Raw genomic sequence first — 21159 nt, 5'->3', positions numbered from 1 at the left:
GCGCGGCGGCGAGTGCGGCGGCCGTGGCGCCGATGGCGGTCACCAGGGTGCGGCGGCTGACGGCGGAGCTGGGCTCGGTCATCGGGATCCTGCTCTCGGTGCGTGAGGGGAACGCGGTCTGACTGCTCGGAAGACGATCATGAATGTAGCGAAGCGATCGTCCCCGGCGGCACGTCCGCCGGACGCCTCTGCCCGAACGGGCACCCGCCGTCCGTCACTCCAGGAACCGCAGCGCCTCCGCCGCCCGCGCACCCACCGGGGCGGCGGCCCGTGCCAGTTCACCGAGGTACAGGCAGACGTCCGCCCGCGCCGCCCGCGCGCCGGGCACCGCCAGGAAGGCCCGCGCCAGCTCCTGCGGCCCGCCCTCCCCGGCGACCAGCCCGTACAGCAGTTTGCGCACCCCCGGCTCGAAGAGGTCCCGAGGATCCTCGTACGGGCATTCCAGGAACGCCTCCCAGGCCTCCGCCGCGGCCGCCGGGCCCTCCGTCAGCAACCGCAGCACCGCCACCTCCACCAGCACCGTCGAGGACGCCGCCACCTCCGGCGCCAGCCCCTCCAGCACCTCCCGGGCGTCCGCGAACCGCCCGTCGTGCCGGTACGCCGCCGCCAGGGCGCACCGCACCGCGACGTCCGCCGGGTCCCGGGCCAGCACGGCCTCCAGGTCCGCCACCGCCTGCGCCGTCCGCCCCGCCTGCCGGTGCGCCTGACCGCGCTCGGCGAGCGCCCACACGTAGTCCGGGTTCTGCGCCAGGGCGGCCGTGAGGTCCGCGACCGCCGCCTCCACCTCGCCCGCCTGCCGGCGCGCCTGGCCCCGGGAGCCCAGCGCCCAGGCGTCGTCCGGTTCGAGCACGAGCGCGGCCGACAGATCGGCGACCGCCTCCTCCAGGTCCCCCGCCAGCCGGTGCGCCTCGCCGCGCAGCGCCAGCGCCCAGGCGTACTCCGGGTCGATCGCGAGGACGGCGGTCAGGTCCGCGATCGCCTCGTCCAGCCGGCCGGCCTGCCGGTGCGCCTGGCCGCGCGCCCGCAGCGCCCACACGTCCACCGGGTCCAGGAGCAGCGCCGCCGACAGGTCCGCCACCGCCTCGTCCAGCCGGCCCGCCTGCCGGTGCGCCTCGCCGCGCTCGGCGAGCGCCCAGGCGTACTCGGGGTCCAGGGCGAGCGCCGCGGTGAAGTCCGCGACGGCCTCCTCCAGCCGGCCCGCCTGCCGGTGCGCCTCGCCGCGCTCGCCGACGGCCCAGGCGTACTCGGGGTTCAGCGCGAGCGCCGCGGTGAAGTCCGCGACGGCCTCGTCGAACCGTCCGGCCTGGCGGTGCGCCTGGGCGCGCGAGCCGAGCGCCCAGGCGTTCTCCGGGTTGAGCGCCACCGCGGCCGTGAAGTCGGCCACCGCCTCCTCCGGCCGGCCCGCCAGCCGGTGCGCCTCGCCCCGCTCGGCGAGCGCCCAGGCGTTGTCCGGGCCGAGCGTCAGCGCGGCGGTGAGGTCGGCGACCGCCTCGTCCAGCCGGCCGGTCTGCCGGTAGGCCTGGCCCCGGGAGCTCAACGCCCAGGCGTCGCCCGGGTCCAGTGCGAGCGCCGCGGTGAAGTCGGCGACCGCCTCGGCCGGCCGGCCCGCCATCCGGAACGCCTCGCCGCGCTGGGTGAGCGCCCAGGCGTACTCGGGGTCGAGCAGGATGGCGGCGGTGAGGTCGGCGATCGCCTCCTCCAGCCGCCCGGCCAGCCGGTGCGCCTGGCCGCGCGAGCCCAGCGCCCAGGCGTCGTCGGGGTCCAGCGCGAGCGCGGCGGTGAAGTCGGCCATCGCCTCCTCGGCCAGCCCCGCCAGCTGCCGGGCCTCACCGCGCCGGGACAGCGCCCAGGCGTACTCGGGGTCGAGGGCCAGTGCGGCGGTGAAGTCGGCCAGCGCGCGCTCGTGGTGGCCGTGCCAGTTGAGCACGCGTCCGCGGTAGGCGAGGGCCTGCGGCAGGTCGGGGGCGATCGCGACGGCCTGGTCGAGATCGGCGAGCGCGTCGTCGTCGCGGTCCTCGACGAAGTACTGGTAGCCGCGGTGGGTGAGCGCCCAGGCCCGGACCCGGGTGGGCAGCCCCGGCCCGGCGAGGGCGTCGAGCGTCTCCAGGACCGGCTGCTCGCCACCGGCGGCCGTGTGGATCCGGCGGGCCCAGCGGACCAGCTCGGCGTCGTCGCTGTCCTGCGCGGCCTGGCTGAGCATCTCCGCCCACGGGGCCAGCGTGTCCGGCGCGTCCCCGGCGGTGCGCGCGGTGTGCTCCAGCGCCACCGCCAGATGGGCCAGCGGGTCCGCGCAGAGCAGGTGGTAGAGCTCGTTCAGCAGCGGGCGGCGCCAGCGCGGATCGGCGCCGCGCCGGGCCGCCGGCAGGTACTGCTCGACCGCCGTGCGCGCGGCGGCGTGGTGCTCGGCGAGCCGGGTGTGCGCGGCCGTCCACTCCCGGGGGGTGTGGATCCGGCGCCGGCGCACCATGCTGGTGCGGACCACGGCGTGGTACTGCAGGAAGTCGCCGCGCCCGGTCACGAACGGCTGCGCCGACAGCCAGGCCCAGGCGTCCGGTTCGGCGTCCGGCACGGCGCAGGCGAAGAGGTCCTGGTTGAGCTGCAGCGGGAGCGCCGCCGCCAGCACGGTCTCCCGGCGCTCCTGCTCGGGGATCCACTGCAGGAAGCGCACCACCGCCTGGTCGACCATGTCCGCGCCGACGTCGGCGACCTCCTCCACCGCGCCGGGGTCGGCGGCCGCCAGCAGCGCGACCAGCAGCGGCAGCCGCATCGACATCCGCAGCACCGCGTCGACCACCAGCGGGTCGGTCACCCCCCGGGCCGCCATCAGGTCGCGGGCCTCCTGCTCGGTGAACACCTCCAGCGGCACGTCCACCAGGACCGGCCGCCACGGCGCCCACTCGCGTTCGGCCAGTTCGTCCCGGCCGGCCAGCACGAAGACCACCTCCAGCGGCAGCGGGCCGAACGCGTCGTCGAGGGTCTCCCGCAGCCAGCCGTCGAGGTAGCGGCCGGTCAGCTCCCAGGTGTCCAGGAACAGCACGACCCACGGCCGCCGCCCCTGCCTCCGGTCCCGGTCGCGGTCGCAGAGCCGGGCGAGTTCGGCGACGAAGGCGCGGCTGAGCGCCGACTCCTCGACGTCCCCGCCGCGCCGGCGCTGGCGCACCCCGGCGATCAGCCGCTCGGCGCCCTGGGCCACGGCGTCCGGGTTGGCCATCGCCGCGACCACCCCCGCGCCCGGCAGCACCGAGGCCGCCCCGAGTGCCGCCTGGGCCGCCATCCGGGTCGGCAGCGAGGCGCCCTCCCCGCCGGGCGGCTGCTCCGGCTCGCGGTCCGCGGCGGCTTGCAGCGAGCGTCGGTACTGCTCCACCGCCTTGTCGAACTCCCGTAGCGGGCCCGCCTGTTCGGCGAGCTGGCGGGCGAGCGCGGTGAGCGCCGTCTCGACGCCGTGCACATCGGTCTCGTCGACCAGCGCGGTGAGCGCCCCGGCCCGCCGCGCCGCCTCGCGCCACTGGGCGAGCAGGGTGGACTTGCCGACCCCGCCCACTCCGCGCACATGGAACAGGAAGTCCGCCGGGTCCGGCCCGGAGTCGGGATCCGGGTCCCGGGCGAGGTTGTCGACGAACAGCGCCAGCTGGGCTCTGCGGCCGATGAACTGCGCACCGGTGCGCTGACGCACCGCCTCCGCACGCGACAGACGCCTCCGTGCCTGTGCCATGCCACCCCCTGCCGCTCCACCCGGCGGGTCGCCGACCACGTGTCCGGTGCCGCCGGTGCCGCTGTCGTGAGGACGACCGTAGTGAATCGGCCCCGGGGTTGTCCCGCTTTCGGCCGTCTGTCGTGCGCGACGGGACGGCAGCGGCGCACGGGGGGTTCACCCGGCGGGCGTAACTTCGCGCCCGTTCAACCGCGTCGGCGTCGCGAATGCGCCCGGTGCCCCGCGTTCGTGTGCAAACGTGTGTGCCGCCCGGCCGTCCCGCGCGGCGGCCGGTGCAGCCTGCTGACCTTCCATCAAGGAGTACCTGAATGTCGGTTCGTGGAACGCTCCGCAAGTTCGCCGTGATCGCCACCGTCGCCGCCGCGGCCGCCGTGCTCGCGCCGACCGCCGCGGTGGCGCACGGTTCGGGCGGCGAGCAGCCCTCCTCCTCGTCGGCGGCTCTCCTGGCCGGCAACGCCGCCGTGGGCCTGGTCGGCCCGCGCTTCAGCTGGCTGGAGGCCTTCGAGAGCACCAACGGCTGACCCGTCCGCCCCGCGCCCCGGAGCCCCCGGCTCCGGGGCGTTCGCGCGTCCGCCCCCGGGCCGGTCGCCGCGCGGTCCGTTCACCGGGGACGGTGCGCCGTCGGGCCGCCCGGACCGGCCCCGCCGCCCACCTGCCAGGTGCGGCCGTCGGCCGTGGCGCCGCGCAGGCCGTCCAGGGTGCCGGGACCGGCGAGCGCGAGGGCGAGGGCGCTGCCGGTGGCGGCGAAGCCGACGGTCCGGGAGGGGTCCCAGTCGGTGCTGAGCCGCAGCCGCCGGCTCATCCCCGCCCAGCCGCGCGGCCCGGCGGCCACCACCCAGGCGTCCGGCGCGGGGGCGGCGAACCGGCGGGCCTGGCGCAGCCAGGAGGCGGCCTCCTCGGGCCAGTCGACGACGGCCGCCACGGTCCCTCCGGAGGCCTCCCGGCGGGCGGCGAAAGCGCCGGCGGCGGCGACCGAGGCCGGGTCGCGGCCGTGCCCGATCACCACCACTGCGTGCCGGGGCAACAGCCCCTCCAGCGCGGCGAGTTCGGCCTCGGTGTGCGGCTCGGCCGGGTCGGCGCAGAGGTCGATGCCGAGGTCGACGGCGAGGCCGGAATCGAGGCCGGCGCCGGTGGCGGCGCGGCGGATCTCAGGCGGCATCGTGGAACACCAGGCCGAGCGTGCGGCGCAGCCCCGAGCGCACGGTGCTGACGCCGTGCCGGACGGGCGCCGCCGACCAGCCGCGCGCCGAGCGCACGGGGCGGTCGCGGGTGGTGAAGACCAGCCCGCGGCCCTGGGGGAGGGCGACGGAGGTCCCGCGCGACTGGGCGCGCATCCGCTGCTCGACGGTCAGGAACTCGCCGCCGGTGTAATCGGCCCCCGGCACGTCGAGGCCGATGACCACCTGGAGCGGGAACACCAGGGGGCCGTACAGGTCGCGGTGGAGGGCGTTCCAGTCGCCGGCCCGGTAGCGCAGCAGGATCGGGGTGGGCCTGTTCTGCCCGGCGGCATGGCACTGCTCCAGCCATTCGGCGAGGCCGTCCGGCCACGGCGCGGGCCGGCGGAGCTTGGCCGCCCAGTCCCGGGCGACCGGCAGCAGCCGCGGGTAGAGCGCCTCGCGGAGGGCCGCGACCGGGGCCGGGAACGGCTCGCGGAAGTAGCGGTACTGCCCGGAGCCGAACCGGTGGCGCGCCATGTCGACGGTGCTGCGGAAGCGTTCCACCTCGTCGTAGAGCCCGGCCAGCTCCGCGCACTCGGCGGGGTCGAGCAGGCTGGGCGTCAGGGCGCTCCCGTGCTCCCCGAGTTCCTCGGCGAGCGCCGCCCAGTCGGCCCCGTCGACCCGCTGCGCGAAGGTCTCCGCGGAGGTCTCCGCGGGAGTCCCCGCAGGGGTTTCGGTCATCGTTCGCACGCTCACGTCCGCTCTCCGGTCACTCGTCCCAGCTGTCCCACGCCTTCCACTCTGCGCCGCCGGCCGGGCCCGGGGCTGGCGGGAATCCGCCCTCGCGTTCTGCCCTCGCGTTCCGCCCGGTCGGCGGCCGTGGGATCCTCGGGGCCGTGATCGAGTCATGGGTGGCGCAGGGCGGCGGTGACGGCGGCGGCACGGCCCCGGTCCGGTCCGGGGCGGTGGCGGGGATGCTGCGGTCGCGGGTCGACGCCGGGCGCCTGGAGACGTGGCTGACCAGCTCGGCGGGCCGCTCGCTGGGTGTGGTGACCAACACCGAGCGGGCGATGGTGGTGCTGCTGGAGGGCGCGGGCGACCCGGGCGAACACGCCGTGGACCCCTCGGCCGACGGCGAGAGCGACGGATTCGTGCTCGCCAACGGCCAGTGCGACGAGTACCCCGACCAGGAGACGGTCCCGCTCGCCGAGGCGCTGCGGATCGTCGAGCACATCGTGGCCACCGGCTCCTGGCCCCCGGACGCCGCGTGGGTGGCCGACCGCTGAGCGGCGCCGCCGGGCCGCTCCACCTCCGCCCTGGCAGGATGACGGGCATGGAACACGTGCTTGGCATCGGCGGGTACTTCCTGCGCGCGGCCGACCCCGCGGCCCTGACGGCCTGGTACCGCGACTGCCTCGGCCTGGACATCGACGACCACGGCCGGTGGCAGCCGGACGCGGGGCCGACGGTCTTCGCGGCCTTCGACGCCGGGACGGACTACTTCGGCTCCCGCGACCAGCAGACCATGCTCAACCTCCGGGTCCGTGACCTGGACGCGATGCTCGCGCAGCTGCGGGCGAAGGGCGCGGAGGTGGCCGAGGAGACGCAGGACATGGCCGGGGTCGGCCGGTTCGGCTGGGTCACCGATCCCGAGGGCCGCCGCATCGAGCTCTGGCAGCCGGCCTGACCGGACGGCCGGGCGCCGCCCGTCGCAGCTGCGTGGCGGGCGGTCAGGCGCCGGCGAGGGGGACGGTCGCCACCGGGGTCCAGGAGAGCTCCCAGGCGGTCTCCCGGCCGGGGCGGGGGCGCAGCCGGAAGCGTACGTCGAGCAGTTCGACGGCGCGCACGCGGACGGGGGCGTGGCTGGGGGAGATCCGGCGGAAGGCCGTCTGCAGGGCGTCGGAGGAGCCCTCGGTCCACGCGTAGCCGAGCGAGATGTGCGGGCGGCCGCCGTCGTGCCGCAGCGCGCCGGGGCCGCGGGTGCGGCGGATGGCGTCGCGGACCCGCTCGCGCAGGTCCACCAGGGCGTCGTCGGGGGAGAGGTCCAGGAAGGCCCCGCCGAGGCCGGCGATCGGCGAGCCGGCCATCACCTCGAACGGGCCGGTGGCGGCGAGGTGTTCGCGCAGGGCCGTGACGAGGTCGTCGCGCTCCTCGGCGGTGATCCGGTCGGCGGTGGTGTCGGCGATCATGTCGAGGGTGCAGTGCAGGGTGTCGTCGTCCAGCCGGGTGATCGGGAAGGGGCGCATCGCGGCGCGGCACTCGCCGACCAGGCCCGCCAGCCGGAGGTCGGTCCGCAGGTCGGGAACGGCGTAGACGTGCAGGGCGCGGGCGCCGTCGGTCCACGGCGCGCCCTGGAACTTCGGAACGAACTTCTCCACGGTCGTCTCCTCCGTCGTACGGCGGGCGAAACCGGCGGGTCGGCTCCGGGCCGTCGGTGTCCTGGAAGGACGGTAGCCGTGGGGAGGCGGTACCAGAAGGGCGCCCGGCGGAGCGCGGGGGGCGGTCAGTGGAAGGTGAAGGAGGGCGTCGCGGGATCGGCGCGGGCGGCGAGGTGGACGGGCCAGGCGAGGGCGAGGTCCTGCCAGGGCAGGCCGACCGGGGCGAAGACGGTGGGACGGTCGTCGGGGCGGGCCGGGGCGGTGCCGCGCAGGATGTCGCCGAGCGGGGTGGCGAGCTCCGGGTCGGGGCCGGCGCCGTGCAGGACGCCGGAGGCGGCGGCGAGCGCGAGGTCGTCCACGACGAGGCGGCCGGCGCGCAGCAGGGCGGGGGAGAGCTCGGTCTTGCCGGGTTCGTCGAAGCCGAGGCTGGTGAGGTGGAGACCGGGCCGCAGCACGTCGGCGTCGAGCAGCGGCTCGCGCGACCAGGTGGCGAGGAGGACGATGTCGGCGGCCTCGACGGCGGCGCGTGCGGTGGGCACGGGCCGCCCGACGACCGCGGCGCGCTCCGGGTCGAGGTCGTAGGCGTACACCTCGTCGATCGGCCGCAGCGTGCGCAGGGCCCGCAGCGCGGTCCGGTTCTGGGCGCCGGCGCCGATGACGGCGACCGTCGTCGCGTGGTCCGGGGCGAGTGCGTGGGTGGCCAGGGCGGCGGCCAGCCCGGTCCGCCAGGCGGTGACGGAGGCGGAGTCGAGCAGCGCGAGCAGTTCGCCGTCGGCCAGGGCGTGCAGGCAGACGATCCCGCGCAGGGCGGGGGTGGCGGCCGGGAACTTGGCGTTGACCTTCACGGTGTACGCGGGCACGTCGGGGAGCAGCCCGGGAACGAGGCACATGGCGGTTCCGGGGCCGGGCAGCCGGGCGCCCACCCGTTGGGCGGCCGGGAGCCGGTCGGCCGCGCGGAAGCCCGCTTCGAGCGCCGCGAGCACGGTCGGGATGTCCAGGGCGGCTTCCACGGCCGCGCGCGAGAGCAACTGGGTCACGGGGATCAGTCTCCTCCCGGAGCCGGAGCCGCCGACGGCGGGGCGGCGGATGCAGAACGGGGGCGGCACCCGTCACACGGTTGCCGCCCCCGGGGTTCGGAGCGCCGGGCCCGAATCGAACGAACTCTTCCCGCTGAAAGCGGGCGTGCTGCCAATGCACCACCGACGCCTGGCCGAAGGGGCTTTCCGCCGCCTGCGCGGCCCGCCCTCTCGACGGGGAAGAAACTACCAACAGATGATCAGAAACCGAAATCACCGGATCGGGCCGGGAACAGCCGGCCCGGACGCGGCCCGCCCCGGAGGTGGAGCCGGCGGAGGAAAGCGAGCACCCCGGGGGTGCCGACGGCCCAGGCACGGGACTCCGCGCCGGGGTTGCCGCCGGGCAGCAGCGGGCGGCCCGGGGGCCCGCCGGCCCGGGCCAGGATCAGGCCCGCGACCTCCTCGGCGGCCCGCCAGTGGCGTTCCTCCCCGGTGGCCGCGGCCAGGTCGGCCAGCAGCTCGCCGACGCCCGCGAGGCCGCAACACTGGCCGGTCATGCCCATCCTCGGCGCGAGCGCGCGGCAGGCGGCCGCCGCCTCGGCGGCGCGGGCGAGCAGCGCCGGTTCGCGGTAGTGGCGGGCGGCCTGGACCAGGACGGCGCCGATGCCGGCGAGCCCGCGGCACCAGGAGCCGTAGCGCCGGGTCGCCCCGGGGGCGCGGGCGGCCGCCGCGAGCCGGGGGACGTCCGCGGCGAGGCCGTCGACCAGGCGCCGGGCGGCCTCCGGGTGGCCGCCGGGCAGGGCGAGGAGGAAGTGCGCCAGACCGGCCCGGCCGTGGGCGAACCCCTCCACGAGCGCCGCCGTCGCCGGGTTGGGGTCCTCCCGGGGGTCGGTGGGGCGGCCGTCGGTCAGCCGCCAGGCGCACTCGGCGGCGACCGCCAGGTGCTGTGCGGCCTCCTGCGGGCGGCCGTCGGCGCGGGCCGAGCGGGCCAGCAGGAGCCGCGCGGTGCCGATCCCGGCGGCGCCGGAGATCTGGTCGGCCGGGAGGTCCTCGCCGGGCGCCCCGCCCTCGGCGGCGGGCCGCTCGGTGCCGAGCAGACGGGCGGCGTGCGCGAGGAACAGGTCGACGCCGGCCCGGCCGTCGTACAGCCCCGGGCCGAGGCGGTCGAGGGCCGGGTGGGCGGCGGTCCACCGGGCGAGCGCGGCGGCCGCCGCGCGGACCTCCGGCCGGTCGGGGTGCTGGAGCAGCTCCAGGCCGAGGCCGGCGGCGCCGTCGTAGAACGACAGCAGGGTGCGCGGCTGCCCGCCCCGGGGATCGGTCTCGACCAGCTCGTGGGCCATCCGCACGCAGCGGCCGAGGGTGTGCCGGACGGTCTCGGCGAGCAGCTCGCCGGTCACCGCCGTCGGCCTCCGCGACGGTCCGGCGGGGCGGACGGGGGCGTCGTCCCGCAGCCGGGCGGCGGCCGAGGCCCGCTCCCCGGCGTCGGGGCCCAGCAGCCCGGCCACCACCGTCACCACGGCGTCCGCCATCGTGCCCGGCGCCGCGCCCGGCGCCGCCGCGGGTCCGTACGCGGGCAGCGCGCCGGCCAGGCAGGCGAGGGTGCGTTCGCGGTTGACGGCCGGGTCGGGGTCGATCACCACCGGGTCGAGCCCGGTGGCGGCCCAGTGCAGGGTGGCGCCGAGCGCGTAGTAGTCGTCGGCGGGCCGCGCCGTGCCCGCGCCCGCGCCCGCGCCGGGCAGGCCGTAGCCCCGGGTGGCGCCCTCGGGCCGTTCGCCGGCGAGGGAGCTGACGCCGAAGTCGACCAGCGAGCAGCCGGCCGGGCCGTCGAGCACCACATTGGCCGGTTTGAGGTCGCGCACCACCACGCCCCGCGCGTGCACCGCGTCCAGGACGGTCAGCAGGCCGCGCGCCAGCGCCCACCAGTCCCGGCCGTCCGTGCCGCCGGCCGGGTGGTACGGGCCCGCGGCGAGGACGTCGCGGCGCAGGTCACGAGGCCCGCGGGCGGTGCTCACCAGGTACTCGTCCTCGCCGTGCCGGAAGTAGTCGACCAGCTGCGGCACCCCGGGCACCCCGTCGAGCGCGGCCAGCACCCGCCGTTCGTGCCGGAGCCGGCCGCGCGCGTCGGTGCCGGACGCGTCCTCGGCGACGAAGGCGCGGGCCTGCTTCACCACCACCGCCCGCCCGGTGGCGAGTTCGACGGCGCGGTAGACGTGCCCGTTCGGCGAGCGGGTGATCCCGGCGGTGATCCGGTAGCGGCCGTCGCCGACCCGGGTGCTCGCCTCCGGCCGCGCGGCGCGGGCGGCGAACGGGTCCGCCGCCCAGGACGGTTGGCGGTAGGCCTCGCCGGCCAGTCCGGGGAAGGCCTCCCCGTCGGGGCCGGTCATCACGAGGTCCGGGTCCTCGTCGGTGACCCGGAAGGGCCCGTAGCGGTAGTAGACCGGGGCGTCCGCCCGCAGCCGCCGGTCGCTGACCACCCGGGGGCCGGGGCGGCCCGCCAGCACCTCGGCCAGCTCGGCCGCCAGCGCCTCGATCCCGCCCGGCGCCGGGTAGACCGTCACCGCCTTGCCGACGGCCGCGGCGCCGCGCAGCCCGGAGTTGAGCCGCCCCAGCACGGCGGCGTCGGCGGTGAACTTGGCGTCGCAGCGGTGGCGGAGCAGGACGGGGAGCACCAGGTCGACCAGGTCCGCCAGGTGCTCGGGCCGGCCGGAGAGGTGGAGCTTCCAGCCGTGGGCGAGGGCGGGCATCCGCGGGTCGTGCAGGTACAGCCAGCCGTCGCCGGCGTGCAGGCGGCGCTGTGCGCCGGCCGCTGTCGCTTTGCCCAGGTGGGCCGCGATCCGTGCCCGCAGCTCCCCGGCCGCCCCGCCACCGGACCCGCCCGCTGCCACCATCGTCGAGCCCCCTCGCGTGATCCGAACCGCGTGCCCCGAACCCCGTGCCCCGTTCCGCGTGCCCCGTTCCGCGTGCTCCGCCGCCGGTTCCCCCGGCCCGGCAGCGGTGTGACCGCCGCGCGGTCGCCCGCCCGGCGGTCACCGTCCTACGCGGCGCGCTCGGGGGTCAGTAGTCGAGCCCGCACTCGAAACGGGTGGGGACGTAGGTGACCCACGGGTCGGCGAGACACGCCGCCGGGGCGAGGTCCGCGTCGAACTCGTCCTCGAAGGCGATGGTCTCCTCGTCGATGTCGAGCAGACCGGCGTCGCGGATCTCCAGAAGCTGTGCGGTCATGAGGGGCTCCTCCCGTAGAGGGTCGGTGGATACCTGTTCGACGGCATGCTCATGCTAGCCACCTCCACGCGTTCACCACAGGGGCGCGACATCAACACATGCACGACACCTGGATCCGGGTCCGCGGCTTGACGATGTGTGACATGGCACCGAACGGCTGACCGGCGGACGGCGCGGTGCTACGGTCGGGCCCATGTCCAAGACCGAGATCGACCGGCTGACCGCCGAGTTCTTCGACGCGTTCGACAACCGCGGCGGCGAGGGCGCCGACGTGGCCCGGATCCGGCGGCTGATGCTCCCGCAGGGAGTGATCGTCAGCACCTCCCCGACGTTCACGGTCTACTCCGTCGAGGAGTTCGTCGAGCCCCGCGAGCGGCTGCTGAACGACGGCCGGCTGGTGGGCTTCGCGGAGTGGGAGACCTCCGAACGCACCGAGATCGCGGGGGACGTCGCCTCGCGCATCGGCGAGTACCGCAAGTCCGGCACCCTGGACGGCGAGCCGTACGAGGGCGGCGGGACCAAGACCTTCCAGTTCGTCCGCACCCCCGAGGGCTGGCGGATCGCCGCCTTCTCCTGGCACGACCCCGCCTGAGCCCGGGCCCCGACCACCGGGCGGGCCGGCGCCGCACCCGCACCGCCGTCGGCCCGGCCCGGCTGCGGGCACCGGTCGGTGACGTGGCAGCATCCCGGATGTGGTGATCTACGACGAACGACTCTCCGTCCCGCTGCGCTGGTGGCTGGCGGCCCTGGCGGCCGCGGCCGCGCTCACGGCCGCGCTGCTCCCGCTCGGCCCGCTGACCGCGCTCGCCGGCGGCGCTCTGCTGCTCGCGGTCGTCGCCCCGGCGCTGAACGGGTACGGCGCGGTCCGGATCAGGGTCTGCGACGGCGTCCTGGTGGCCGGACCGGTCGTGCTGCGCGGCGAGCACACCGGGGCCGTCGAGGTGCTCGACGAGGACGGCGCCTTCGCCTGGCGCACCCGGCTGGCCGGTCCCAGGGCCCGCCTGCTGATCCGCGGTTACCTCCCGCGCGCGGTCCGCGTCGAGGTCGCCGAACCCTCCCTGCTCTGCCCCTACGTCTACCTCTCCACCCGCCGTCCGGAGGCCCTCGCCGCCGCCCTGGCCGAGGCCCGCGACCACTGCGCTCCCCGGGCCGTCAGCGGCCGCTGACCCGTTCCGGGGTGCGGCCGGGGTGTCCCGGCGGGCGGGGGCGCCGCATACTGCCGGTGGCACCGCCCGGGACGGGTGGGGCGCACGACGTACCCGGGGGAGAGTTTCATGACGCACGAGAGCGCCGACCGCGCCGCCGCACCCGTCCTCGGCACCGTGGGCGCCGCCGCCCGGGTCGGCTGGGGCGTGCTCGGCGTCGTCCTGCTGGGCTGGACGGTCTTCGAGGTGGCGAAGCACACCGGCCTCACCGTGCCGCTCGCGGTGCTGGGCCTGCTCGTTCCGTGGCTCGCCGTACGCGCCCCGACCGCCCCGGGGAAGGCGGCCGCGTCGGGCGCCGCGGCCGTCGGCCGGGCGCTGCTGCGCGTCCGGATACCGCTCGCCGTGATGGTGGTCTGCTCGCTCGTCCCCGGTCCCGCCGACAGCACCGCCGCGCCGTTCACCTTCGGCATGGCCTGGCTGACCCACCTCGCGCTGCGCCGGGCCCTGGGCCGCGACCCGCGCTGACCCCCTGTCCGGCCCGGCCACCGTCTCCTCCGGGGCGCCCGGGGCGTACTGATCCGGCTTCCGCGGTCAGACCACGCAGAACTCGTTTCCTTCCGGATCAGCCATCACCACATGATCGGGCCTGCCCTGCAGGCCCTCCTCACGAACCACCGTCGCCCCTGCGGCGGTCAGCCGCCCCACCGCCTCGACCACGCGCGGCCATCGCACCTCCCAGGCCGTTTCACGGCCGCCACCGACCTGCACGTCCAGGTGCACCCGGTTCTTCACCGTCTTCGGCTCCGGCACCTTCAGGAAGGACAGGCCGGGGCCCGCCCCCTCGGGATCACAGAGGTACGCGCCCTCGTCCCACTCGTCCTCCGGGATCCCGTGATGAGAGAACCATTCCTCCCAACTGCCGAACCCTGCGGGTGCGGGCCTCTCCGCATAGCCCAGCGCCAGTGCCCAGAACCCGGCCAGCTTCGCCGGGTGCGCGCAGTCGATCGTCAAGCTCCACCTGGTCGCCATGCGGCCCTCCTCGGTCGGATGCGGCGACGGTATCGCGCACCGCTGACATCACGGTCGGCGAGCCTTCCCCACCGCTTGAGCCGGAACCCGACCCGCCCTGTCGAACGCACGGGCGGCGTGCCTCCTCGGCCGTCCGTCTGTTCGGTCGGGCCGCCGGAAACAGAAGCTGTGATGTGATGGGCCGATGATCGACGATAGATTCGCCGCGGAGTGCCTGGGCCCGGTGGAGGAGGCCGTCCGACGGGCGGCGGCCGCCGAGATCATGCCGCGCTTCCGCGCGCTGACCGCCGACCAGGTGGCCGAGAAGAGCGGCCCGCACGACCTGGTGACGGTCGCCGACCGGGGCGCCGAGGCGCACCTGACGGCCGCTCTCACGGCGCTGCTCCCCGGCTCGGTCGTGGTGGGGGAGGAAGCCGTCGCCGCCGACCCCGGCCTGTACGCGGCACTGGCCGGCGACCGCCCGGTCTGGATCGTCGACCCGATCGACGGCACCCGCACCTTCGTCCGCGGCGACGAGGGCTTCTGCACCCTGGTCGCCCTCGCCCACCGCGGCGAGCTGCTGGCCTCCTGGACGTACGCCCCGGCCCACGACCGCATGGCGACGGCCCTGCGCGGCGGCGGCGCCCACCTGGACGGCACCGCCCTGCGGGCCGGCTCGCCGGCCGCCGGCGCACCGCTGGAGATCGCCGCCTCGTACCCCTTCCACACCACCCCCGAGGCGAAGCGCGCGCTGCTCCGCCTGCGCACCGAGGGCGTCCGGGCCCGCCCGTGCGCGGGCTCGGCGGGGCTGGAGTACCTGGAGATCGCCCGCGGCGCCCTCGACGCCACCGTGTTCGCCTGGGAGAACGCCTGGGACCACGCGGCGGGCCTGCTCCTGGTCGCCGAGGCGGGCGGCGCCCACACCACGCTCTCCGGCACCCCCTTCCACCTCGCCGGCGGCAACACCCTGCCGTTCGTGACGGCCCGCGACACGGAAACCGTCACCCGGATCCGCCACCTCCTCCTCGGGGACCACCCCACCCCGTAACCGCCCACCGCCGCCCCCCTCCGGCCCGGCCGCCCCCGACGACATCCACCCCCGACCGTCCACAGATGAGACCGGCGCCCGGGCGCGCGGGCCCGGGTGGCATCGCCGGATGCGGCGTAGCCGTGGAGTCGGCCCGTCATCACACGGGACCAGTTCCCCGACCGGCAGGGCCGGGCGGGATCGCTCCAGGGCCCCTGACGGGACAGCTGAGGCGTGGGGGCGGCCTTGCCGTCTCGCTTCGGTGGGTGGCCGGCGATCGGCGTCGCCCCCCCCGGGGGGTGTTTGGCGTGACGGCTCGGCGGGGCGGCCGTGTCCGTTCGTGTCCGGTGGGTGGGTTGTGGAGTTGGCCCGTCATCACGCGAGATCGGCGTCCGGGCGGGCGCGGCCGGGTGGCATCGCGCTCTCCGGTGCGGTTCCCGCGATCGTGCGAGTCGCGTCCCCGGGTACCGCGCAGGCGGCGGGGCATGCGGTGGCGGTCGCCGGGGGCGTCGTCGAGCGGCCCTGGACGGCTGCTACCGATCACGGGGTTCCGGCCGGTCGTGATCGGGGGCTCGCCCGATCGCCCCCGACGCGCGAGCGGCCGGTGGGCCTGTGCGCCGGCGGGATGATGGCCGGGTGTCAGGTCCGCCCCTGGGCCGCCCGTCGGAGACAGGGCCCGACGGCCGGCCGCCAGGGTCGCTGGTCGGTCCTCGTCGTCGGGTGCGGCCGGGGCGGTCAGCCGCCGACGTGGTCGCGGACGGCGTCGGGGAGGCGCCGGCCGGTGACGGAGCGCCAGGCGCGTTCGACGGCGCGGGGGCCGAGGTCACGGGCGAGGAGGCCGAGGTTGACCACGCTCGGCCAGGTCAGGGGGTGCGGGAACTCCTCGTAGCAGGTGATGCTGCGGACCAGCCACTCCATCGCCTCGCGCGGGCGCCCCTGCTCGGCGGCGAACAGGCCGAACTGGCCGAAGGTCCGCGCCAGTCCCGGGGTGTCGCCGATCCGGTGCGAGACGTCCAGGGCCTTGCGGTACCGGGCCTCGGCGTCGGCCGCCCGGCCGCCGGTCTGGGCGGCCAGGCCGAGCTGGTGGTAGCCGACCGAGACGCCGGCCTGGTCGCCCAGCTCCTCCCGGACCTCCAGCGCCCGGGCGTACCAGCCCTCCGCCCCGGCCAGGTCGCCGCGGTGGGCGGCGACGACGCCGAGCTGGTGCTGGCTGGCGGCCGCACCGGGCCGGTCGCCGAGGTCCTGGCGGATCCCCAGCGCCCTGCGGTGCCAGGACTCGGCCTGCTCGAACCTCTCCTGGGCCGCCGCCAGCACGCCGAGCTGGTGGCAGCTGCGGGCGGTGTCCGGCAGGCTGCCCGCCTCCTCGGTGAGGGCCAGGGCCTCCGTGCACCACTTCTCGGCCGCGGCGAGGCGGCCCAGTTCGGCGGCGACGGCGGCCAGCCGGTGGTGGAGGTCCGTGACGAGGGGGAGGTCGGTGGGCCGGTCGGCGGTGGCCAGGGCGCGCCCGAACCACAGGTAGGCCTCCTCGAAGCGGCCCTGTTCCTGGGCCAGCACGCCGAGCTGGTGCCGGCAGGCCGCCGCCCGCTGCGACTCGCCCAGGCGCTCGAAGGCGTCGAGGGCCTGCCGGGTGCGCCGTTCGGCGTCGGCGGGCCGGCCGAGGCGGTGGGCGATCACGCCGAGCTGGTGGTGGCCGAGCGCGACGCCGTCGGCGTCGTCGAGCTGTTCCAGCACGGCGAGCGAGCGCAGGTACCACTGCTCGGCGTCGTCGAACTCGCCGCGGTCCACGGCGATCCGGCCGAGCTGCTGGTAGCCGTCCGCGAGGTCGTCGAGCTGGTCGGGGTCCGGCGGCCGCCGGTCGACGGCCTGGTGGATCTCCCGGAAGGCGCGTTCGGCCTCCTCCGTCCGGCCGGCCCGGACCAGGCGCCGGGCCTCGGCGCCGACGACGGACAGCCAGAGCGCGCCGGCCGGGGTGTCGGCCGGCGGAGGGCCGTCGGGGCCCGTTTCCAGGGCGCCGCGCACCAGGTCGGTCCAGCCGCGTGCCTCGGCGTCCAGCCCGTGGGCGCTCCAGTAGGCGGGCAGCGGCCGGACGAGTGCCCGGGCCTGCAGCCACCGGCCGTCCCCGACGGCCCGGCCGAGCAGGGCGCCGATGGTCCGCCGCTGGAGGTCGAGCGCGGTCAGGGCGAACGCGCTGCTCCCGCCCAGCAGTTCACGGCTGAGCAGCAGGCAGAAGTTGACCTGGGCGCCGAGCAGGGCCTGCTCCGCGGCCGCGTGCTGCTCGGCGAACGCGGGCTCCGCGGCGCGCCACCGGGCGGTGAGGACGGCCGCGACCACCGGGTGGACGCCGAAGGCGGTGCCGTGCGAGGCGGTGAGCAGGCCGAGCCCGGCCGCTCGTTCCAGCAGCCGCTGCCAGTCCTCGGTGCCGCGGTTCCGGAAGCGTTCGGGCGCGAGCGGCTGGCGGGAGAGCAGTGCGAGCACCGTGGCGTCGGCGGTCCCGTGGCAGAGCGTGACGGCCGCCAGAGCCTGCCGGTCGGCGGCGGGGAGCCGGTCCAGCGCGTAGGCGGCGCACACGGCGAGCACGGCGTCCCCGGCCGCCTCCCGCTCCCCGGCCTCCCGCTCCTCGCCCGGCGGGCCCCCGGCCGAGGTGGCCGAGGCGGCCACGGCGCGCGCCAGGGTGTCCAGGGTGTGCCAGGGCTCGTGGCTGCCGAGCGAGGACAGGACGAGCCGCATGCGCAGCGGGTGCCCGTCCAGCCACTCCAGCAGTTGGCCGAAGACCCGCAGCCCGCGCTTGCGGACGGTGTCGGGGTCGTCGGCGAGCAGGTGGTCGGCGTACCTGACGGCCTCGTCCGGCTCCAGGCCCGGCACCTCGATCCGCAGCGGTCCGGGGCCCAGCCAGTCCTCCGGGGTCCGGCTGGTGAGGACGACCGTGCCGCGTCCGCGCCGGGCCGCGAGTTCGAGGAAGGCCTTGAGCTCGGCGCGGTCCTCCTCGCTCGGGGCCGGCGCGCCGCCGGCCGGGTCGTGCCGCGTGTGCAGCGCCTCGACGCCGTCCCAGATCAGCAGCACGTCACCGGTGTCGAGCGCCTCCTCGACGGCCTTCCGGCGTTCGGCCGGTGCCAGCGGGTCGAACTCCTCGGGGGTGAACAGCCGGCGGCCGATCCGGTCGATCACCCCGGCCAGGCCGAACGACGCGACCCCCGGGGCGAAGGAGTGCAGGAGCACCGCCTCCGGCCCGTCCACCGCGCCGGTGTCCCGGCACCAGCGGCCGAAGGCCTTCGCCAGCTCCGTCTTCCCGATGCCGGCGGGGCCGTGGAGGACGATCACGCGGTGGCGCCGGGCCGCCGCGTCCAGCCGCAGCAGCAGGCCGTCGCGTCCGGCGAACTCCCCGACGGCGGCGAGGCCCTCCGCGTGGTCCGGGGCGGACCCGGGTGCGGCGGTGCCGGGTCCGGGCACGTCGCCGGACAGCACGGGCTGCGGCCCGGCCCCTTCGGCCCGCGGCCCGGGGAAGACCACCTCGCTCCGGCGGTGGAGGGCCGGGACCGTCCAGTCGGCCAGCGGCAGCGGGCCCCTGGGGGAGGGGCGCCGGTCCTGTTCGGCGAGGTGCCGGCGGCCGTCCGCGACCGCCCGGGTGAGCGGGACGCCGGAGGCCAGCCGGGTGTGGACGGCCGTCAGGAACTCGGCGGTGGCCGTCGCGTCGAGGCCGTACGGCAGCGCGAGCACCGCGGCGGCGCCCTCCTGGAGCAGCCGGCCGGCCGCGGCGGCCTCGGACTGCCCGGCCGGGCTGCCCGACCGCCGGGTGCCCAGGACCACCAGCGGGACGTCGGCGGAGGCCAGCAGCCGGGCGACGCGCCGGACCGGCACCGGCTCGGTACCCCCGTCCGCGCTCTCGAACGTCAGCGCGCCGTCGGCCTCGGACCACGTCCCGGCGTCGGACCGTTCCCCGGACCGTTCCCCGGACCGCGCTCCGGCCCGTGCCGCGGCCTCGGAGCCGGGGAGGACGCCGGCGCCGTCGAAGTGCACGACCCGGAACGGCCGGCCCTCCTCGCGGGCCGCCCGCAGCGTCTCGCCCAGCCCGGCGAGGGTCGGCGGGCGCAGCACCCGGAGCTCGACCGCGCCGCCCGGCGCCCCGAGCCGCCGCAGCAGGGGGACGGTGGTGGCCCCGGGGTCGCCGGGGCCGTCCGGCCGGGTGACCACCAACAGCACCCGAAGGAGTGAACCGCCCGCGACGGTGACCGTGTCGCGGGGGTCGGCCGCCGCCGGGCTCCGGGCGACCGTCATGTCGCCGGGGGCAGGGGGGAACGGGCGGTCCGGGTCCGCCATCAGCTCCCAGGGCAGGGCGAGCAGCGGTGCGGAGTCCGAGCGCAGCACGACCTCCAGCGCGGCGCCGCGGGCCCGGGCCCGCGCCCGGCTCCGCAGATAGGCGTCCCGGCCGGGGCCGCTCCCGAACAGCGCGGAGAACATCCGGGCGCCCCAGCCGGGGAGCTGACGGGCGGTGTGCGGGCCCCGCTCGCCGTAGGCCCCGAACGGCGTCCGGAGGTAGTCCTCCAGGTACCAGCGCAGGCCCTCCAGGGCCGGGTCGCCCAGGGGTCGGTGCAGCCATCCGGCGTCGACGGCGGGCGCCGGGACCTCGTCGCCCGGCGGCCACTCCGTCACGGACATCCGGCCGTCGGCGTGGAGATCCAGCACCAGACGTTCGACCACAATCGCCCCCAGCGAGTGCTTGGCGGCCGGTCGGCCGTTCCGCTGCGGAGCACAGGGTAGCGGCGTCGCCACGGGCAACGGACGCCCGGGTGCGAAGTCACGGTAACGATCCGTCAAAGGCTCGCGGACCGGGGAGCGAAACGGAAGGGGCAGCCGGCCTGCCCCAAGGGGCAGACCGAACGTTCCGTCGGTCCTCGTCCGCCCCCGCCCGGCCCGCCGGGCGGAACGCCCCGTTCACCTTCTCGCCACCGGCGGACCCCGCCGTTGACCAGCACTGTCGCGCTCGCGTCAAAGGTGTCCGGGCCGGCCGAGGGGGCGTCAAACCTTCCGGGCCGGTGATCCCGTGGGTGAGCTGCGTCACTTGACCGTGTTTTCGGGCTGGGATTCACTTTTTCCCGGCGGCGGAAAGCGAAGTGCGGAATTCCGTCGGGCCCACCCCGGAGTCCGCGGTTCGCGGGCCGTCCGCCGAAAAGTGGTTCGTCATCGTTCCCCGTTCAGATGGAGGTGCTGTCATGAAGCTCGTTCACTTCGTGAAGAAGGTCATGCCGGAGAAGAGCCTGAAGGCCTACGCCTGGTACGGCTGGATCTAATTCCCGGCGGTTCTTCCGCTGTCGGACGCGTGCCCGGCGAGTGCCACCCGCACTCGCCGGGCACGGGCCGCTCACCGCGAGCCGGCCGCCCACAGCCGCTCACCCTTGGAGTCACGGATGGCTATGTCCAGCACCGGCCGGAGCGCCCGCGTCACCCTCTTCGCGTCGCGGATCGAGGAGCTCCTGCGCAGGTACCGAGGTCAGGACCTGTTCCGCCTGGAGGCGGACACCGTCGGGGTCGCCGGCGTCGACCTCATGGACGGGCTGCTGCGCAGCAGGCCGGCCAACGCGGAGGAGCGCCCGACCTTCAAACCCGTGCAGGGGCGGCAGGTCACCCGGGCCGACGCGGCCGCGCTCATGCAGGCCGTCTCCGCCGACGTCCGGGCCGCGCTGAAGAAGCCGCTGGGCGAGCGGACGGACCTCTCCGGGACATGGCCGCACACCCCGCACGTCTATCTCCGGGACCTCGTCTTCGGGCGGGAGAGTTTCCGCTTCCGGGTCCTCGTCGACCGTCGCCTGGAACTCACCCCGAAATTGACCTGGATGGCCGTCGCGGCCGGAACGGCGATGCTCGGAAAACCGGGCGCCGAAATCCCGCTGTCGAATCTGGCGGCCCGGGTGCTGGACGCCGAGACGTACGACGACCGTCGCTACGCGATGTACCTCTACCGGCGGGTGGCGGCACCGATCTGCTTCACCGTGGCCGCACTGGTGACCAACGCGGTCTGGCTGGGGGCGCCCTTCGACGACGACGTGCCCAACCGGGACGTGCTGCTGGAGGCGCTGCGGCTGCTGCCGCCCTCCTGGAACATCCTTCGGGTCGCCTCCCCGGAGTTCGGCGAGGTCGACGGCCGGATCGGCGGCCAGGACGACATCCTGATGCTCCCGCTGCTGAGCCACCGCGACCCCCGGCTCTGGGACGACCCGGAGGCCTTCCGCCCGGAGCGCTGGAAGGACCTCGACCCCGACACCCAGCCCGGTTACCTGCCGTTCGGGCACGCCAACGAACGCTGCTGGGGGCGCCACATGGTGATGCCGCTGGCCGAGCGGATCCTCGACGTCGTCCGCCGCGACGGCCTGGTGGTCAGCCCGGAGCAGCGGGTCGGCCGGGTGGAGCTCGACGGCCTGCTGGAGGTCTCGGGCGTGCGCATGGTCCGCCGCTGACGGCCCGTGCGGGCGGGGGGGGGGCGGGGGGGGCCCCCCCCCCCC

Annotated in this window: 18 protein-coding genes and 1 tRNA gene; 9 read left to right on the top strand and 10 right to left on the bottom strand. The window is 76.7% G+C overall.

The window, feature by feature from the left end; all coding sequences use genetic code 11:
• Positions 1-214: 214 nt before the first annotated feature.
• Positions 215-3712 (bottom strand): tetratricopeptide repeat protein, encoded by a 3498-nt coding sequence (locus ACFXAM_RS28965; protein WP_380295617.1) that lies wholly within the window; start codon positions 3710-3712, stop codon positions 215-217.
• 308 nt (positions 3713-4020) lie between these two features.
• Between ACFXAM_RS28965 and ACFXAM_RS28960 the strand changes: the two genes are divergently transcribed.
• Positions 4021-4233: a hypothetical protein gene (locus tag ACFXAM_RS28960; protein WP_380295615.1), complete on the top strand. Its 213-nt coding sequence runs from the start codon at positions 4021-4023 to the stop codon at positions 4231-4233.
• A gap of 80 nt (positions 4234-4313) precedes the next feature.
• Here ACFXAM_RS28960 and ACFXAM_RS28955 read toward each other — a convergent pair whose 3' ends face one another.
• Together ACFXAM_RS28955 and ACFXAM_RS28950 are read right to left on the bottom strand one after the other, a co-directional pair.
• Positions 4314-4871, bottom strand: a complete 558-nt coding sequence (locus tag ACFXAM_RS28955) for a hypothetical protein (RefSeq protein ID WP_380295613.1) — start codon at positions 4869-4871, stop codon at positions 4314-4316.
• A complete protein-coding gene (locus tag ACFXAM_RS28950; RefSeq protein ID WP_380295611.1) occupies positions 4861-5610 on the bottom strand; it encodes a 2OG-Fe(II) oxygenase in 750 nt (249 codons plus the stop codon). Before ACFXAM_RS28950 ends, ACFXAM_RS28955 begins: the two co-directional genes overlap by 11 nt.
• 155 nt (positions 5611-5765) lie before the next feature.
• On the opposite strand from ACFXAM_RS28950, the gene ACFXAM_RS28945 reads away from it, so the two are divergent.
• A complete protein-coding gene (locus ACFXAM_RS28945; RefSeq protein ID WP_380295610.1) occupies positions 5766-6155 on the top strand; it encodes a hypothetical protein in 390 nt (129 codons plus the stop codon).
• 47 nt (positions 6156-6202) lie between these two features.
• A complete protein-coding gene (locus ACFXAM_RS28940; RefSeq protein WP_380295608.1) occupies positions 6203-6556 on the top strand; it encodes a VOC family protein in 354 nt (117 codons plus the stop codon).
• Positions 6557-6599: 43 nt separating this feature from the next.
• Here the strand turns inward: ACFXAM_RS28940 and ACFXAM_RS28935 are convergent, their stop codons facing one another.
• From ACFXAM_RS28935 to ACFXAM_RS28915, 5 genes are all read right to left on the bottom strand, one after another.
• On the bottom strand, positions 6600-7247 hold the full coding sequence (locus tag ACFXAM_RS28935) for a 2'-5' RNA ligase family protein (RefSeq protein ID WP_380295606.1): 648 nt from the start codon (positions 7245-7247) through the stop codon (positions 6600-6602).
• Between the two features lie 125 nt (positions 7248-7372).
• Complete coding sequence (locus ACFXAM_RS28930; RefSeq protein ID WP_380295604.1) at positions 7373-8284, bottom strand: ornithine cyclodeaminase family protein; 912 nt, start codon at positions 8282-8284, stop codon at positions 7373-7375.
• Positions 8285-8384: 100 nt separating this feature from the next.
• Positions 8385-8453, bottom strand: a tRNA-Glu gene (locus ACFXAM_RS28925).
• 70 nt (positions 8454-8523) lie between these two features.
• Positions 8524-11151, bottom strand: a complete 2628-nt coding sequence (gene lanL, locus ACFXAM_RS28920) for a class IV lanthionine synthetase LanL (RefSeq protein WP_380295602.1) — start codon at positions 11149-11151, stop codon at positions 8524-8526.
• 166 nt (positions 11152-11317) lie between these two features.
• Complete coding sequence (locus tag ACFXAM_RS28915) at positions 11318-11485, bottom strand: SflA family class IV lanthipeptide (protein WP_380295600.1); 168 nt, start codon at positions 11483-11485, stop codon at positions 11318-11320.
• Between the two features lie 193 nt (positions 11486-11678).
• Here ACFXAM_RS28915 and ACFXAM_RS28910 point away from each other — a divergent pair, with 193 nt between their 5' ends.
• From ACFXAM_RS28910 to ACFXAM_RS28900, 3 genes are all read left to right on the top strand, one after another.
• Positions 11679-12077, top strand: coding sequence for a DUF4440 domain-containing protein (locus ACFXAM_RS28910; RefSeq protein WP_380295599.1), 399 nt, complete (start codon positions 11679-11681; stop codon positions 12075-12077).
• 100 nt (positions 12078-12177) lie between these two features.
• Positions 12178-12651 carry a DUF3093 family protein gene (locus tag ACFXAM_RS28905; RefSeq protein WP_380295597.1) on the top strand — a complete coding sequence of 158 codons (474 nt, stop codon included), beginning with the start codon at positions 12178-12180 and terminating at the stop codon, positions 12649-12651.
• Between the two features lie 108 nt (positions 12652-12759).
• The gene (locus tag ACFXAM_RS28900) at positions 12760-13155 is read left to right on the top strand and encodes a hypothetical protein (RefSeq protein WP_380295596.1); all 396 of its coding nucleotides are present in this window, start codon (positions 12760-12762) and stop codon (positions 13153-13155) included.
• Positions 13156-13221: 66 nt separating this feature from the next.
• On the opposite strand, the gene ACFXAM_RS28895 is transcribed toward ACFXAM_RS28900, so the two are convergent.
• The gene (locus ACFXAM_RS28895) at positions 13222-13659 is read right to left on the bottom strand and encodes a VOC family protein (RefSeq protein ID WP_380295594.1); all 438 of its coding nucleotides are present in this window, start codon (positions 13657-13659) and stop codon (positions 13222-13224) included.
• 184 nt (positions 13660-13843) lie between these two features.
• Here ACFXAM_RS28895 and ACFXAM_RS28890 point away from each other — a divergent pair, with 184 nt between their 5' ends.
• Positions 13844-14686: an inositol monophosphatase family protein gene (locus tag ACFXAM_RS28890; RefSeq protein ID WP_380295593.1), complete on the top strand. Its 843-nt coding sequence runs from the start codon at positions 13844-13846 to the stop codon at positions 14684-14686.
• Positions 14687-15400: 714 nt separating this feature from the next.
• On the opposite strand, the gene ACFXAM_RS28885 is transcribed toward ACFXAM_RS28890, so the two are convergent.
• Positions 15401-19360 (bottom strand): tetratricopeptide repeat protein, encoded by a 3960-nt coding sequence (locus tag ACFXAM_RS28885; RefSeq protein ID WP_380295591.1) that lies wholly within the window; start codon positions 19358-19360, stop codon positions 15401-15403.
• A gap of 512 nt (positions 19361-19872) precedes the next feature.
• Here ACFXAM_RS28885 and ACFXAM_RS28880 point away from each other — a divergent pair.
• Both ACFXAM_RS28880 and ACFXAM_RS28875 read left to right on the top strand, forming a co-directional pair.
• Positions 19873-19950 (top strand): tryptorubin family RiPP precursor, encoded by a 78-nt coding sequence (locus ACFXAM_RS28880; protein ID WP_350540985.1) that lies wholly within the window; start codon positions 19873-19875, stop codon positions 19948-19950.
• Between the two features lie 117 nt (positions 19951-20067).
• Complete coding sequence (locus ACFXAM_RS28875; protein ID WP_380295589.1) at positions 20068-21114, top strand: cytochrome P450; 1047 nt, start codon at positions 20068-20070, stop codon at positions 21112-21114.
• Positions 21115-21159: the final 45 nt, after the last annotated feature.

The sequence above is a fragment of the Kitasatospora sp. NPDC059462 genome, from assembly GCF_042749955.1.
In the GTDB taxonomy this organism is placed as follows: Bacteria; Actinomycetota; Actinomycetes; order Streptomycetales; family Streptomycetaceae; genus Kitasatospora.
This window is presented reverse-complemented; position numbering and strand designations above follow the sequence as displayed.